General features: G+C 65.8%; 16 protein-coding genes. 11 read left to right on the forward strand and 5 right to left on the reverse strand.

From position 1 onward, the window contains the following. Positions 1-359: 359 nt before the first annotated feature. From N5C91_RS16740 to N5C91_RS16760, 5 genes are all read left to right on the forward strand, one after another. Positions 360-947: a hypothetical protein gene (locus N5C91_RS16740; RefSeq protein ID WP_279830636.1), complete on the forward strand. Its 588-nt coding sequence runs from the start codon at positions 360-362 to the stop codon at positions 945-947. Further along, complete coding sequence (locus N5C91_RS16745; RefSeq protein ID WP_236175296.1) at positions 944-1,339, forward strand: hypothetical protein; 396 nt, start codon at positions 944-946, stop codon at positions 1,337-1,339. Before N5C91_RS16740 ends, N5C91_RS16745 begins: the two co-directional genes overlap by 4 nt. Before the next feature lie 34 nt (positions 1,340-1,373). Continuing rightward, entirely contained in the window at positions 1,374-1,694 is a 321-nt protein-coding gene (locus tag N5C91_RS16750) for a hypothetical protein (protein ID WP_279830640.1), read from the forward strand. Positions 1,695-1,751: 57 nt separating this feature from the next. Then, positions 1,752-2,270 carry a hypothetical protein gene (locus tag N5C91_RS16755; RefSeq protein WP_279830642.1) on the forward strand — a complete coding sequence of 173 codons (519 nt, stop codon included), beginning with the start codon at positions 1,752-1,754 and terminating at the stop codon, positions 2,268-2,270. A 120-nt stretch (positions 2,271-2,390) separates the two neighbouring features. Next, positions 2,391-2,861, forward strand: coding sequence for a hypothetical protein (locus N5C91_RS16760; protein WP_279830644.1), 471 nt, complete (start codon positions 2,391-2,393; stop codon positions 2,859-2,861). A 28-nt stretch (positions 2,862-2,889) separates the two neighbouring features. Here N5C91_RS16760 and N5C91_RS16765 read toward each other — a convergent pair whose 3' ends face one another. Then, entirely contained in the window at positions 2,890-3,789 is a 900-nt protein-coding gene (locus N5C91_RS16765; RefSeq protein WP_236175292.1) for a LysR substrate-binding domain-containing protein, read from the reverse strand. Positions 3,790-3,894: 105 nt separating this feature from the next. On the opposite strand from N5C91_RS16765, the gene N5C91_RS16770 reads away from it, so the two are divergent. Next, complete coding sequence (locus tag N5C91_RS16770; RefSeq protein ID WP_279830645.1) at positions 3,895-4,869, forward strand: DMT family transporter; 975 nt, start codon at positions 3,895-3,897, stop codon at positions 4,867-4,869. A 28-nt stretch (positions 4,870-4,897) separates the two neighbouring features. Here the strand turns inward: N5C91_RS16770 and N5C91_RS16775 are convergent, their stop codons facing one another. Then, positions 4,898-5,656: a class I SAM-dependent methyltransferase gene (locus N5C91_RS16775; protein WP_279830648.1), complete on the reverse strand. Its 759-nt coding sequence runs from the start codon at positions 5,654-5,656 to the stop codon at positions 4,898-4,900. A 118-nt stretch (positions 5,657-5,774) separates the two neighbouring features. Further along, on the reverse strand, positions 5,775-6,524 hold the full coding sequence (locus N5C91_RS16780; RefSeq protein WP_236175289.1) for a glucose 1-dehydrogenase: 750 nt from the start codon (positions 6,522-6,524) through the stop codon (positions 5,775-5,777). 175 nt (positions 6,525-6,699) lie between these two features. Between N5C91_RS16780 and N5C91_RS16785 the strand changes: the two genes are divergently transcribed. Further along, complete coding sequence (locus N5C91_RS16785; protein ID WP_279830650.1) at positions 6,700-7,605, forward strand: LysR family transcriptional regulator; 906 nt, start codon at positions 6,700-6,702, stop codon at positions 7,603-7,605. 22 nt (positions 7,606-7,627) lie between these two features. Here N5C91_RS16785 and N5C91_RS16790 read toward each other — a convergent pair whose 3' ends face one another. Both N5C91_RS16790 and N5C91_RS16795 read right to left on the reverse strand, forming a co-directional pair. Then, a complete protein-coding gene (locus N5C91_RS16790; RefSeq protein ID WP_279830653.1) occupies positions 7,628-8,581 on the reverse strand; it encodes a Dyp-type peroxidase in 954 nt (317 codons plus the stop codon). 131 nt (positions 8,582-8,712) lie between these two features. After that, the gene (locus N5C91_RS16795; RefSeq protein ID WP_279830655.1) at positions 8,713-9,330 is read right to left on the reverse strand and encodes a LysE family transporter; all 618 of its coding nucleotides are present in this window, start codon (positions 9,328-9,330) and stop codon (positions 8,713-8,715) included. A 203-nt stretch (positions 9,331-9,533) separates the two neighbouring features. Here N5C91_RS16795 and N5C91_RS16800 point away from each other — a divergent pair, with 203 nt between their 5' ends. The 4 genes from N5C91_RS16800 to N5C91_RS16815 all read left to right on the forward strand — a co-directional run bounded on the left by N5C91_RS16800 (position 9,534) and on the right by N5C91_RS16815 (position 13,690). Continuing rightward, positions 9,534-10,223 carry a GNAT family N-acetyltransferase gene (locus tag N5C91_RS16800; RefSeq protein ID WP_279830657.1) on the forward strand — a complete coding sequence of 230 codons (690 nt, stop codon included), beginning with the start codon at positions 9,534-9,536 and terminating at the stop codon, positions 10,221-10,223. A gap of 154 nt (positions 10,224-10,377) precedes the next feature. After that, positions 10,378-11,955 (forward strand): CHASE2 domain-containing protein, encoded by a 1,578-nt coding sequence (locus N5C91_RS16805; RefSeq protein ID WP_236175284.1) that lies wholly within the window; start codon positions 10,378-10,380, stop codon positions 11,953-11,955. Further along, positions 11,940-12,107: a hypothetical protein gene (locus tag N5C91_RS16810; RefSeq protein ID WP_236175283.1), complete on the forward strand. Its 168-nt coding sequence runs from the start codon at positions 11,940-11,942 to the stop codon at positions 12,105-12,107. The genes N5C91_RS16805 and N5C91_RS16810 overlap by 16 nt, the downstream gene beginning before the upstream one ends. Then, the gene (locus N5C91_RS16815) at positions 12,104-13,690 is read left to right on the forward strand and encodes a M48 family metallopeptidase (RefSeq protein WP_279830660.1); all 1,587 of its coding nucleotides are present in this window, start codon (positions 12,104-12,106) and stop codon (positions 13,688-13,690) included. Before N5C91_RS16810 ends, N5C91_RS16815 begins: the two co-directional genes overlap by 4 nt. Positions 13,691-13,769: the final 79 nt, after the last annotated feature.

Consider the following 13,769-nt stretch of genomic DNA (forward strand, 5'->3'; position numbering starts at 1 on the left):
GACTTTCCCGTACAGGATCGACGACTGTGCAGGAGAGCCTAGATAACCAATCGCGATGTGCAAGCTGACTTTCTGTTCAGGAAGCGATCAGAACGGAGTGAGTGACAGGTGGGAGGCGTTCAGGCATGGCCGGCGCCTCAAGGGGGAGACTGCAGCGGCACTCGCCCGCTGATGGCCGCTGGTGGAGTGGCTCGGCCTACACAATCTGGTGCCTTGTCGACCAGGAAAGTTCGCTGCCACTCGTCACAGAATTCAGACACTCTGGTTGACCGTCCCTCCCCGCGTCACTAGATTCCTACCCTTCTTTCGCCGGGGTGCGCTGCGCCCTGGCGATCACAACGGCAAAGGAATGTCCCGTTATGTTCAAGCCTCTCAGGCCCTGGCTGCCTGCCGTGCTGCTTTGCAGCCCTCTCGCCGCGCAAGCGGAAGGTCCCTCCGGCGACTTCTGGCTGATTCACCAGCAGGGCAGCCTCTACAAGAACGAAATCTTCGTCATCGATGGCGACCCCGCCAACATCTATGACCGCAAGAACGGTGTGCGCTCGCTGGGCGTCTATCAGTTCTACGAGGAAGGCGCCAAGCCGACCTTTACCGCCTATGACGTCGAGGTCGACTGCGCGAAGAACCGCGTGCGCCTCAACGGCGCGCAGAACTACGACAAGTTCTACAACGACATCCGTCCGAAGAAGGTCTCCAAGGAGTGGCAGAAGAAGCCTGAGGCGTGGATCGCCCAGAGCCGCGACTTCCTCTGCAAGCCGGACGCCCACGTGGAGCAGAAGATGTATCCACTGGGCAAGATGCCCACTGCGCAGTTGGTTTCGGCCGCTCCCGGCCTGTTCCAGTTGCGCAACCGCGAGCACGCCAAGAACCTGATCCTGGAGATGGTCGACAAGGGCTTTGAACAGATGCCCGTCAAGAACGCACCGGCCAAGGAGGGCGTGCAATGAAAGGGTTACTCGCACTGGGGATGATCGCCATCCTGCTCGGCGGCTGCTCCGCCATCCCCACCCTGCCCGAGGCGCAGGCCCGCAGCTACTGGAAGGGCCGCCCGGCCGGCGACGCCATCGACCACTTCGGCGCGCCCAGCGACATCGGCCTGGCGCCGGAGAACGACTGGGTCGTGCTGATCTATCGCCGCGACACCTCCTACGTTTCCCGTGAAGCGCTCGGCACCTACACCGGCCCGCAGAACGGCCAACTGGTGCATACCGAGTACTGGGGCGACGTGGTCCACTCGGCCAGCTGCGAAATCCGCGTCGCGATCAACCGCGCCCGGCAAGTGGACTACCTGCTGACCCGCGGCAATTGCGGCGGCATCCCGCTGAAGCCGGAAGCCTGAGGCCAGGCATCGCCATCAAGGAGGAAGCGAAACCATGCCAACCATGAACTACCTGGCGCAAGCCACCGCTGTGCTGCTCGGCCTCCTGGCCATCGGCTCGCCGGCGTCTGCCGAAGAGGTGAAGGTGACGGAGCTGCTGCGCGGCGGCTATGAGGTGAAGGCGGCCTACGTGGCCCCGGGGCGGGTCACGCAGGTTCACTTCCTGATCCTGCAGAAAGGCACGTCGGTCTACCAGTGCGGCACCTACGAGAGCAACACGCCGCTGGAGCGCTACTACGACTACTCCAACACCTACTCCTGTTCGGCAGTCGGTGACTGGGTGCCGAAGAACAGCGTGCCCGGCCTCAAGCCGTAATACCGCGAAGGTCAGCATCCACCGCTGCTGACCGGAGCACTGCCTGGATTTCCCCCCATGACACTGCGCCTGCTATCCGCCAGCCTGCTGCTGGCCTGCACCCTCGCCCACGCCGCCGAGCAGCCGGCCATCCCCAGGCCGCTGGAGGAGCAGGTCGGCCGCCTGGTGGAGCTGTACAAGGACAGCTTCGCCACCGGCTACCCCGCAGCCACTCGCGTGCAGACGCTGAAGATCGGCAAGGGCACCGAACTCACCCTGGCAGTCTTCACCATCGAAGGCTTCGACATGGGCAACAACTACAACCAGTACCTCGCGGTCTTCTCCTCTACTCCGGACGAGGAAGGCCAGGAGCACTTCAGCCTGCTGGACGCGATGCAGATTGGTGGCGGTGGCTGGCGCTCGATCGAGAAACTGGACGCCAGGCTGGTCGGCGAAGCAACGCAGCAGCGCACCCTGATCGACATTCCCGTCATGCAGAACAGCGACGACGACTCGCCGAACTTCCCCAGCCGCGCCGGCGTGATCCACCTGTCCCTGCAAGGCGCGCAGACGCCGCGCCTGGTCGAACTGAACTGACGCCAGCGCCGGGCTGGAGCCGAACGTACCAGGGTTGATACCAAGTCGATAACAAACCGCGCTAAATTTCCTCGTGCGACGGCCGCCACAGCGGATATCCACCCTCAGCGGAAGATATCCATGACCAGCATCGGCACCGTCAGCACCACCAGCATTCGCTATCCGGCCACCGCCGGAGCCGCCTCCAGCAACTCCACGGCGAACGGCGAAGACAGCACCACCAGCGACGCCACCAGCAGCACCCAGGCTTCCCCGAGCGCATCCGCGCAGGGCGCTTCCGGTGGCGCCGGCGCCACGGCCAGCGGCAGTTCGGAGAGCAGTTCCGACAGCACCCTGGAGAAGCTCAAGCTGGCCCTGGAGCAGGCGCAGAAGGAACTGCAGGAGGCCGAGAAGGCGGCCGCCAAGGCCACCCAGGGCGGTGCCGGCCAGACAGAAGAACAGAAGCAGGCCCAGCAGGTCGCGGCACAGGCCGCGCAGGCGCGTGTGTCGTCCGCGGCAGCGGCGGTAGCGGCGGCCACCGCGGCCTATTCCGAAGCACTCAGCGATTCCGGCAACAGCACCAGCGGAACCTCGGTAAACACCTCCGCCTGACCCCGTGCGGCCGGCCTGGCGCCCTTCCCTAGCGGGCGGTGGCGCCCTCGTTCATCAGGTAGCTCAGCAGTTGCCGGGCGTGGGAGGACAGTGCATCCCAATCGCTGACGCAGATGCGCAATTCGCGGGTCGCCCAGGCATCTTCCAGCGCCACCACCGCCACCGGCAGCTCCTGCGCCAGGCGAGTCGCGGCGGCCTCCGGCAGCATCGCCACGCCGACCCGCTGGGCAACCAGCTGGGCAATCGCATCGAAGCTCGGTGCCCGCACACGGACCCTGAGCGGCAGCGCGTTGCGCACTGCCATCGCCTCGACGAAACGCTGCATGGCGCGTTCGGCGGGCAGGCAGACAAAGGCGAAGCTCAGCGCATCGCGCAGGCTGGGCAAGTGCTGGCTGGCCAGCGGGTGATCCTGCGGCACCAGCAGCACCAGCTTGTCGTTGCGGAACGGCAGCGACAGCAGGCCGGCGGTGGGCAGGTTGCCGTCGTAGACACCGATATCGATCGCCCCGTCCTGCACCGCACGCAGTACGTCCTTGCTGTTCTGCTCGGTCAGTTGCAGGTCCACTTCCGGGTAATCGGCCAGGAAAGGGCCCAGCGCAGTCGGCAGGAAGGTGCTGTTGGCGACAGTCGAGGCCGCCAGGCGCAAGGTGATGCGCCGTTCGCCGCTGAGTTCCTGCAGGGTGTCCCTGAGCTGACGCGCCTCCTTCAGCACCCGCTGGCTGGCCTCCAGCACCAGGCGGCCGCTGGGCGTGAGGCTCATGCCGTCGCTATGCCGGACAAACAGCGAGAGCCCGCAGCGCTCCTCGAACAGGCGCAGGCGGTTGCTCGCCGCCGACACCGCTACCGGCACCGAGGCCGCCGCCTTGCTCAGGCTGCCGCTGCTGGCGATGGCGGCGATCAGGCGCAGGTCGGCAAGATCAAAGTGCATTGAGCGTTCTCCAAAAACGAAAGCAATGTTCGCCAAGATGCGATTCTAGTGGAACAGCCTTCTCTCTAGAATAAAGCCTTTCCCCTGCCTTGCAGCCGTGCCGCGATGACCAGCCTGACCTCCCTCTACCAGCGCAGCCTGCGCAGCGGCGTACTCTTCGCCGTACTTTCCGCCACCGGCTTCAGCCTCAAGGCGGTCTTCGTGAAGCTGTCCTACGCTGCCGCGCCGGTGGATGCGCTGACGGTGCTGGCCATCCGCATGGGCCTGGCGCTGCCGCTGTTTCTCTGGCTGATCTGGCTGAGCCGCAGCCCCGAACAGGCTCGCCTGACGCTGGCCGATGGCGTGCGCATCCTGCTCCTCGGGCTGTTCGGCTACTACCTCTCCAGCCTGTTCGACTTCTACGGCCTGCAGTACATCAGCGCCGGGCTGGAGCGGCTGATCCTGTTCACCTACCCGACCCTGGTGCTGCTCCTGCAGATGGTCGTGACCCGCGAGCGCCCCGGCTCCCGCACCCTCGCGGCAATGGGCTTGTGCTACCTCGGCCTGGGCATCGCCCTGGTGCATGACCTGCGCGTGGAGGGCAGCGACGGGCAGATCCTGCTCGGCGCTCTCTGGGTGTTCGCCAGCGCCGTGACCTATGCCCTGTACTACATGGGCACCGCCGCCGTGGTGCGCCGCGTCGGTTCGATGCGCCTGGCCGGGCTGGCCGGCGGCGCATCGTCGGTGATGGTGCTGATGCACTACGCCGTGAGCGGCAACGCCGGGCAACTGGCAACGCTGCCCGGTGCGGTATGGATCCACGGCTCGCTGATGGCGCTGATCTCCACCGTGCTGCCGATCTACTGGATGGCACTGGCCATCCAGCGCATGGGCGCCACTCATGCGGCGGCGTTCGGCAACCTGGGCCCGGTGCTGACCGTCTTCGCCTCCTGGGCGCTGCTCGGCGAGGCGATTACGCTCTACCAGATTGCCGGATTGGCACTGGTGCTGTTCGGCGTTTCGCGGTTGTCGGGAGCCAAGGCAGCGGCCGCTCAGGCGGTGCCGAAGCGGCAGGCCGAGAGTTGCCGGGGTACCGGCTGAACAGCTCAGCCTGCCATTGCCGCCGGCTTCACAGGCGACCGATCCTCATGTTGATCGGCCAGCTCAGCGGGTGGCGCGCCGCAGGGTCGCCCCAGCGCTCGGCCATGTCGGCGGCGAAGCGCTGCAACAGCTCCTCGCGCCCGGCCTCGCGCGCGCTGCGCAGCGCCGACCAGGTGGAGACGTAACCGAGGAACTCCGCAAGATTCCACTCCAGGCGGATGGCAATCTCCGGCCCGGCAAACTCGCCGAAGGGAAAGTCGAGGGTGGCGTAGCCGCTGTCCACCAGCTTGCGTTCGGCGGGCCAGTAGGGGCCGATCTCTTTCCAGTAGAACTGCTCGAAGCGCTCGCCCAGCGCGCCAGCCAGGCGCAGCACGCCGTAGCTGATCAGCGCCAGGATCGCCCCGGGCTGGGCAACCCGCCGCACCTCGGCATAGAACCTCGGCAGATCGAACCAGTGCGCGGCCTGGGCGGCGGTGATCAGGCTGGTGCTGCGCTCGGGCAGCGGGAGGTGTTCCGCTGGCGCGCAGACATAGCTGACGTTCTGCTGCGCCGCCGCGTGGGCGAGCTGGTCCGCGCTGGGATCGAAGCCGATCACCGTCTGGAAATGCTCGGCCAGTTGCCGGGTCAACTGGCCGCTGCCGCAACCGACATCCACCGCGAGCGCCCGCTCGGGCGTCACCGAGGCCAGGTAGGCGGCCAGCTCCGCCGGGTACTCGGGACGGAAACGCGCGTAGGCTTGCCCGCCCTGGTCGAACCAGTTGCGCAGGTCGGTAGACGAATCATTCATGGCTGGCGGCTCCTGTCTGGAAGACTTGCTTCGCGCCAATGTAATGGGCGAACGGGCAAACAGGCCAGGGCCACGCGGGCCGGCGCAGGACTTGAGCCCTGCCCGACCCGGTGCACTGTCAGACCTGCGCCATGCCGCCGTCGACGAACAACTCGATGCCGTTGATGAAGCTGGCCGACTCGGAGGCCAGGAAAGCCACCGCCTTGCCGACTTCCCGCGGCTCGCCCAGACGGCCCAGCGGCACCTGGCTGGCCAGCGCATCGAACAGGCCCTGGCGTGCCTCCTCGGGCACCAGGTCGCCGAGGCCGGGAGTGCGCACCGGCCCGGGGCTGACGACGTTGACGCGAATGCCACGCTCCTTCAGGTCCAGCGCCCAGGAGCGGGCGAAGTTGCGCACGGCGGCCTTGCTCGCGCTGTAGACGCTGAAGTTGGCGGTGCCCTGGATCGAGGTGGTGGACGCGGTGAGGATCACCGACGCGCCATCGCTCAGCAGTGGCAGCGCCTTCTGCACGGTGAACAGCACGCCGCGCACGTTGGTACCGAAGATACGATCGAAATGCTCTTCGGTGATCGCCCCCAGCGGCAGCATGTCGCCGCCGCCAGCGTTGGCGAAGAGGATGTCCAGGCGGCCGGCGGATTTCGCGATCTGCGCGTACACCGCATCGAGATCGGCAAGCACCGAGGCGTCGGCGCGGATGGCCGTGGCGGCCGGCCCGATGGCTTCGACGGCGGCCTCCAGTTCGGCCTGGCGGCGGCCGGTGATGAACACCCGGGCGCCTTGCGCGGCGAGTTCCTGTGCGGCGCCGAGGCCGATGCCGGTGCTACCGCCGGTGACCAGTGCAACTTTACCAGTGAGGGACTTGTTCATGATGAGCTCCAGGGTTTTCAGGATGTCGGGTTCTGCCTCCTGGCCAGCGTCTGGCGCGGCTTTGCGGTGAGGCATGGCGCTACTCTAGGGCCCGTCGATTAAGCGAAAAAGCGCCTACAATGGAATGACTATCCACACCCATGGATAATCACCTGATCCCTCCAGAGGAACTCCCATGGATCAGCTCCAGGCCATCCGCGCCTTCGCCCGTGTGGTCGAGGCCGGCAATTTCACCCGCGCCGCCGACTCGCTGGACATGCCCAACGCCACCCTGAGCAAACTCGTGCAGGAACTGGAGGCGCACCTGGGGGTGCGCCTGCTGCAGCGCACCACGCGGCGCGTCACGGTGACACCCGAAGGCCAGGACTATTACGCCAAGGCCAGCCGCGTGCTGCGCGACCTGGAGGACATCGATTCGTCCTTCAACATCGCCCGCAGCAAGCCGCGCGGGCACCTGCGCATCGACGTCGGCGGCTCGACGGCGCGCGACGTGCTGCTGCCCCTGCTGCCGGACTTCCTCGCGCGCTACCCGGACATCCGCATCGACCTGGGCGTGTCCGACCGCTCGGTAGACCTGATCGGCGACAACGTCGATTGCGTGATCCGCGGCGGCGCGCTGGACGCCTCGTCACTGGTGGCACGCGGCATCGGCCAGGCCAGCATGGTCACCTGCGCAACTCCCGAGTACCTGCGCCAGAACGGCATCCCTGCGTACCCGGAGGAGCTGCGCAACGGCCATCGGCTGGTCAGCTACCTGTCACCACAGAATGGCCGCGCGGTACCGTTCCGCTTCGAGCGCAACGGCGAACGCAGCGAGCTGAAGATCGAGCACCGCATCGGCGTCAACGAAAGCAATGCACACCTGGCGGCCTGCGTCGCCGGCCTCGGCATCATCCAGACTTTTTCCTACGCCGCCGCCGGCGCCCTGCGCGACGGCACGCTGGTGGAAATCCTCGCCGACTGGCGCCCGGCCCCCTACCCGTTCCACGTCGTCTACCCGCAGAACCGCTACGTCACGCACCGTCTGCGGGTGTTCATCGACTGGCTGGTGCAGTGTTTCCCGGCGAAGGTCGGCGCTTGAGCGCTCAGGGCCGCTGGGGCGCTCAGGGCTGCTTGTCGGCCAGCACTTCGAGCAGGTCGGCCGACGGCACGAAGAACAGGCTGCCCGTCACCGCCTTGCTGTAATCCAGCAGGCGGTCATAGTTGCCGGCCGGGCGGCCGACGAACATGTTCTGCAGCATTTCCTCCAGCGGCGCCGGCGAGCGCGCGTAGCCGATGAAGTAGGTGCCGAACTCCCCGGCCCCGGGGCGGCCGAACGGCATGTTGTCACGGAGGATCTTCACCTCCTGGCCGTCCTTCTCCAGGGTGGTCAGCGAACTGTGCGAGCAGCTCGGCTTCACGTCGTCGCCCAGTTCGATATCGGCCAGCTTGGTGCGGCCGATGATGCGTTCCTGGGCTTCGGTGGAAAGCTGGTTCCAGCCGGTCATGTCGTGCAGGTACTTCTGCACCAGCATGTAACTGCCGCCAGCGAAGCCGGCATCCTCGTCGCCGATCAGGGTGAAGTGCGGGACTTCACGCCCTTGCGGGTTCTCTGTGCCGTCGACGAAGCCGATGATGCTGCGCATGTCGAAGTAGCGGAAACCCTGGACCTCATTGACCACCGTGACCGCCTCGCCGAGCCGCGCGAGCAGTTGCGTGGCCAGCTCGAAGCACAGGTCCATCTGCTCGGCGCGGATGTGCAGCAGCAGGTCGCCCGGCGTAGATACGGCAACACGCGCGCCGCTGCCGATCTCGCGGAAGGCGTGCAGCGAAGCCGGGCGCGGAGCCCCGAACAAGGCGTCCCAGGCCGCCGCACCGAAGCCCACCACGCACGACAGGTTGCCCGTCGGCACGCGCTTGCCGACCGAGCGCACCAGCGCCGACACGTCCTCGCACAGCGAGCGTAGCGGGCTCCAGTCCTTGCCCGGCGTCAGGGTGGCAACCAGGAAGATCGCGCTGCGGGTGATCGGGCTGTCGACCGACTGGGGTTCCGGGGATTCGTCGAGCATGGTTTCCATTCGCCGCCATCGAGGTTGGGTGGTGGGGTTATCAAAGCAGGTCGCCCGTCGCGCTGACAACACGCGCTGCGCATGACAAAGGGCCGGTCTTTCGAGCCGGCCCCTGGAAAACCGATTAGCGTGTCGCGGCCCTAGCGCATCGCCGCCAGCTTGATGCCGAAACCGAGCAGGCAGGCCCCGGCCAGGCGTTCCAGCAGGTTGGTCACGCGCGGATTGGCGCGCATGCGCTCGGCCAGCCGGTGGGTCAGCAGCACGGCTATCAGCCCGTAGAGGAAGGTCACCACGGCCACGGTCGCCGCCATGAAGGCGAAGGTCACCAGCCCCTGGTGCTTCACCGGGTCGACGAACAGCGGCAGGAAGGCCATATAGAACACGATGGCCTTGGGATTGAGCAGGGTGATCAGCATGGTCTGGCGCAGGTAGTGGCCGTTGTCCATGCGGCTCTGCCGCGGTGCATCGCCCGGCTTGCTCATCAGCATGCGCAGGCCCAGCCAGGCCAGGTAGGCCGCACCCAGCCACTGCACTGCATGGAAGGCCGCCGGGTAGGTGGCCAGCAGCGTCGCCACGCCCGCCACCGCCATCCACAGCAGCACCTGGTCGCCCAGGATCACCCCGCAGGTGGCCGCCAGCCCCGCCCTTACGCCGCCCTTGCCGGTCGCGGTGATCAACGCGAAGTTGCCGGGGCCGGGGATGGCCAGGAGCACCACGAAGGCAATCAGGAAGGCGCCGTAATCGGTCACACCGAACATGGGAAATACTCCTGGGCAGGTCAGGCCGGGCGAAAAATCCGAGTCTATCACCGGTTTCGCACGCTGTTCCCTCGCTCCGTGCTTCCTGCAAACTGCCCGCCTGACAGCGCTCGTGCACGAAGAGAACGTTCGACGCACACGGGCGCTACAATTGCCGCCATCGCCGATTCCCCCGGATCGGGCAATCCCGGAGCCAGCTTCAGATGTTCACCCTTGCACGCCTCGACACCTCTCCCCCCGAATCCCTGAAGAGTCAGGTACTGCAGATGGTGGTGGACTACTTCAGCGACATCAGCCCGGTGCCGCTGACGGCGAGCAATCCGCTGTTCCAGCTGTACCAGTACGTGATCGGCTACGAGGTGCACCTGTACCTGCAGGCCATGGACGCCGCCTCGGACAGCTCCGCGCGCCTGATCCTCGCCCTGGATGACGAAGACCCGTCGCGCGTGCTGGGCTTCGCCCTGTACCTGCCGAGCCAGGATGATGCCGAGGCCTGCACCCTTGCCTACCTCGCCGTCCAGGCCAGCCACCGCCGGCGCGGCATCGCCCGCGCCATGCTGCAGAAGATGATCGGCGAGCGGCCCCACGCGGAACTGGCCTGCGCGGCAGGCAAGGTCCCGGTCTTCGAGGCGATGGGCTTCCGCATCCTGGCGGCGCAGGGGCCGCACGTGCTGCTGAATACCCGCGAGCAGCGCTCCGACGGCATGGTCGCGGTGCAGGACCTGGCGCCGATCTACCAATCCAAAGAGGTGCGGCAGATCCACGCCTACCTGGTCAAGCAGAATGACAGCAAGGCGCTGCGCGAGGCCGAGAAGAAACGCGATCGCCTGCTCGACCAGATGACCTGGCAGGCCGAGGAGCTGGTCAAGGCGCGCTTCCCGACGCTGCACTGAAAGCGACAGTAACCGGCCGATCCGTCAGAAGCGACGCTGCTCTATCGATGCAGATGTTTGGCCAGTCGATCGGGCGAATAAGATGGCACTTTCACATCACGCAGCAATGATGGCAAAATGACGCCAGTTAGCCGTCATGTGCAGGGAAGCCAGGTTGCTGCAGTCGCTCAAATCTACCGTCTCGCGTAACGCCCGCACGATCCTCTTCGGTCTTTCCGTCGCCTTCATTGCCCTGCTCGACCCGTTCGGCCTGGCCAGCTCATCGAGCGCGGCCTCGGCCCGCTGGCTGAATCGACTGCTCGCTCAGGACTACCCGGACAAGGGGCAGGACCAAGTCGTGGTGATCCTCCTCGACGACGCCTACCTGCAACGCCACCAGACCTACTGGCCGTTGCCCTACAGCGAGCAGGGCAAGCTGTTCAAGCGCCTGTTCGCCTACCAGCCCGGCGCAGTATTCGTCGACCTTTTGTACAGCCACGACCACTCCCGCGCAGTCTCTGGCCAGCCTGCGCAGATGGAGAGTCAGTTGCTGGCCAATGTATTCGATCGCTACCAGCGCAAGGGGATCACCCTGCTCCTGGCCAACAGCGGGTCAGCGCTGGATACGCCTGGAGCGGTCAATGTACTGCCGCGCTTCGCTAGCGTCAGCCGGCCGGCACTAGTGTCCTGGAATGGCTTCGGCGACCAGTATCCACTATCGGTGCAAACTCCCCTGGGCGCGCTCGAGAGCCCGGCCCTGGGGCTCTACCGCGAATACTGCCGGCGCCATTACTGCCCGGGGCTACCGGTCGACGCCGAAGCCGCCGCGCAGCAGCCGGCGATGACTGTGCAATGGGGACTGAAGCTTTCGCCGCGACAGCAGTTGATCTCACGCATCGAGGATTGCAGCGCCCCCGGAGTGCTCTGGCAGATGCTCCAGGCCATGTTCTGGAAGCTCGGCAATTCGGCCCAGGCCACCTGCCCTTACAGCCTGACCCTCTCTGCCAGCGACCTTGAGGCCACCTCCGAAAAGGACCGCGAATTACTCGGCAGGCTGCTGCGCGGCAAGCTGGTGCTGGTTGGCGCCAGCATCGCCGGTACCGGCGACCTAACCCTCTCGCCGCTACATGGCAAGCTTCCTGGCGTATACCTGCACGCTATGGCGCTGGACAACCTGATCGTCCAGGGCCAGCACTATTATCGCGACCCGCCAGTACTGCCCCTCCTCCCCGGCTCACTGAACTGGGTAGACCTGTTGCAGCTACTCATGCTCGGCGTAATCGCCGCACTCAATGCCATACAGGAACGACCGGCTGACAGTTGGCCGCGCCAACGCTGGCTGCGCTCGCCGTTCCTCGGGCTGGCCCTCACGACTGCACTGCTGATCCTGGTGAGCTACGCGCTGTACTGGCTGAACATGACCCCGGTAAACGTGCTCGGCATCCTCCTGCTGTCTCTTTCCCTGTTCACCGAGCGAATCCGCGAATTCCTCCAGCCCCGCCCTCGTAAAGCGTTCGAAAACTGCCTCAAAGGAGCCCAACGATGTACAAGACATCCCTTTTCCTGTGCTGCGCCCTGCTCAGCCAGAGCCTGTTCGCTGCCAACATGGTGGTGGGGTACCTCGAAGACACGGTGGAGCTTCTCGACGACCAGGGCAAAATCCAGCGTGAAGTGCCTGTCGCCAACTTGCCGCAGCAAGCGCTGCCAGTGCTGCAATACGACCAGGAAACCGACCAGGTGCAGGTCGAAGTGAGTGGCCAGAAGGTCTGGATGGACAGCATGGCGGTACGTGTCGACCCGCCGCTGCACGTGGTCGAATTGCCCTGCGAGAAGCTCACTCGCAGCCAGGCCGAAGACCAGCAGAACAACTCCACCATCGGCTTTGGCGCCGGGTGCAGCAAATGAGCTCGGCACGGATCAAGCGCCCGCTACTGGCCCTGCCGCTGCTAGCTCTGCTAGCCGGCTGCCAGACCCTCGACGGGGCCAACAAAGCGGTGCAGAACCTGGTAGGTTCCTCCACCCAGTCGCGCGTGCAGGGCCGCTATCTGGACCAGGCAGAAGTCCGCGACTACTACCACCTGGACCCGCAGCACGCCAGCCAGCAACGCCTGAGTTTCGACGGTCGCAACCTGCCGGCCAGCGAGATTCGCCAGCAGAACCTGGTGCAGATTCCGCCACTGCAGGCCTACCTGCAGGGCATCGTCGACCGCCTGGCCAAGGGGTGGCCCGGCGAAGTGCCGAAACTCCAGGTGCGCATCGTCGACAGCTATGCCTTCGGCCCCTCGGCAGATCCCTTCGGCAACGTTTTCGTCCCGCTGGGCATGCTCGACAACGTCCAGAGCGAGGACGAGATCGCTGCCATGCTTGGCCACGAGATGAGCCATGTACTGTTGCGCCACCACGATCGGCTTGCAGCTTTCCAGGAACAGAAGGAAATGATGACCACCCTGGCTGGCACCGTGGTACTCGCCGCAGTGGCCTCCAACACCGGGGTGGATCGCAGCACCGGCAAGCTCAAGCTGATCAGCAAGGACCCGCTGGGGACCCAGAAGACCATCGGCAATACCGTGCTCTATACCGCGCTGGCCAACAGCTTCTCGGATAACGTCTGGAGTACTGCCTGGGGCCGTGCGCAGGAAGATCAGGCGGACCTGCTGGGCACCGACCTGATGATTCGCGCCGGTTACGCACCGCGCGCCGCCAGCGTCAGCCTGCAACGCCTGAGCGACTTCCAGGGCAAGCAGGAACCGCTGCTTGGCAGCTTCCTCAAGGCACGCCAGGGCGCCATGCAGGAGTCACTGCAGCAATTCGACCTGAATCGCTTCAGTCGCGAGATCAACACCGTCCTCAACCAGGGCCTGGGCACCGCCATCTCCGCCACCGGACAATATTTCACCCGTTCGCACATGTCGCCCACCGACCGTGACGAGGAACTGCGCAAGTACCTGCAGCGCGAGTACCGCCAGCAGGCCCGAGCGCGGGTCGATCGACGCAGTTGGCCGAAGGTGCGCGACTCGGCGCCGGTCCACGCCGCCTTGCAGGGCTACAAGGACGCCTACGCCGCGACCGCGGCACTGGAGCAGAAAAGGCCTGACCAGGCGCAGGGCTTCATCGCCCGCGCACTGGCCTCGCCGGTGGGCAACCAGCCCGGTGTGCGCCGCGCGGCGTTCAACGTGCATCTGGACCGCGGCGACGGCCGCGCCGCACTGGCCGACCTGGAATCGATCAACGACTGGGCACTGGCCAGCCCCTCGATCTATGACCTGATGATCAGCTACCACCTCAAACGGAATGACCCGCAGGCAGCGCTGAGCATGATCGACAAGGCCGAGCGCAACCTCGGTTCGGAGGAACTGTTCATTACCGAAAAGATGTTGGCCAACCGACAGCTCAAGGCCGACAGCCAGTTGCCGGTCCTGCTGCGCAAGTGCCAGCAGTATCCCAGCCGCAAGCAAAGCTGCCAGAAGCTCATGCCAGGCGCGGCCTGAGGGGCAATCTCCCCTTGGCGGCCCTTGCCGCCAGGGGGTCATGATGCATGCACCCGCGAGATCAGGCGCGCTGAAACTT

The organism is Pseudomonas sp. GD03903 (genome assembly GCF_029840045.1).
In the GTDB taxonomy this organism is placed as follows: Bacteria; Pseudomonadota; Gammaproteobacteria; order Pseudomonadales; family Pseudomonadaceae; genus Pseudomonas; species Pseudomonas pseudonitroreducens.

Bases quoted from the DNA above. Each gene is read 5' to 3' on its own strand.
- N5C91_RS16790 (WP_279830653.1), bottom strand. From the start codon at position 8,581: ATGGAAACCATGCTCGACGAATCCCCGGAACCCCAGTCGGTCGACAGC.
- N5C91_RS16770 (WP_279830645.1), top strand. From the start codon at position 3,895: ATGACCAGCCTGACCTCCCTCTACCAGCGCAGCCTGCGCAGCGGCGTA.
- N5C91_RS16750 (WP_279830640.1), top strand. From the start codon at position 1,374: ATGCCAACCATGAACTACCTGGCGCAAGCCACCGCTGTGCTGCTCGGC.
- N5C91_RS16755 (WP_279830642.1), top strand. From the start codon at position 1,752: ATGACACTGCGCCTGCTATCCGCCAGCCTGCTGCTGGCCTGCACCCTC.
- N5C91_RS16740 (WP_279830636.1), top strand. From the start codon at position 360: ATGTTCAAGCCTCTCAGGCCCTGGCTGCCTGCCGTGCTGCTTTGCAGC.
- N5C91_RS16785 (WP_279830650.1), top strand. From the start codon at position 6,700: ATGGATCAGCTCCAGGCCATCCGCGCCTTCGCCCGTGTGGTCGAGGCC.
- N5C91_RS16780 (WP_236175289.1), bottom strand. From the start codon at position 6,524: ATGAACAAGTCCCTCACTGGTAAAGTTGCACTGGTCACCGGCGGTAGC.
- N5C91_RS16760 (WP_279830644.1), top strand. From the start codon at position 2,391: ATGACCAGCATCGGCACCGTCAGCACCACCAGCATTCGCTATCCGGCC.
- N5C91_RS16800 (WP_279830657.1), top strand. From the start codon at position 9,534: ATGTTCACCCTTGCACGCCTCGACACCTCTCCCCCCGAATCCCTGAAG.
- N5C91_RS16795 (WP_279830655.1), bottom strand. From the start codon at position 9,330: ATGTTCGGTGTGACCGATTACGGCGCCTTCCTGATTGCCTTCGTGGTG.
- N5C91_RS16775 (WP_279830648.1), bottom strand. From the start codon at position 5,656: ATGAATGATTCGTCTACCGACCTGCGCAACTGGTTCGACCAGGGCGGG.
- N5C91_RS16745 (WP_236175296.1), top strand. From the start codon at position 944: ATGAAAGGGTTACTCGCACTGGGGATGATCGCCATCCTGCTCGGCGGC.
- N5C91_RS16815 (WP_279830660.1), top strand. From the start codon at position 12,104: ATGAGCTCGGCACGGATCAAGCGCCCGCTACTGGCCCTGCCGCTGCTA.
- N5C91_RS16765 (WP_236175292.1), bottom strand. From the start codon at position 3,789: ATGCACTTTGATCTTGCCGACCTGCGCCTGATCGCCGCCATCGCCAGC.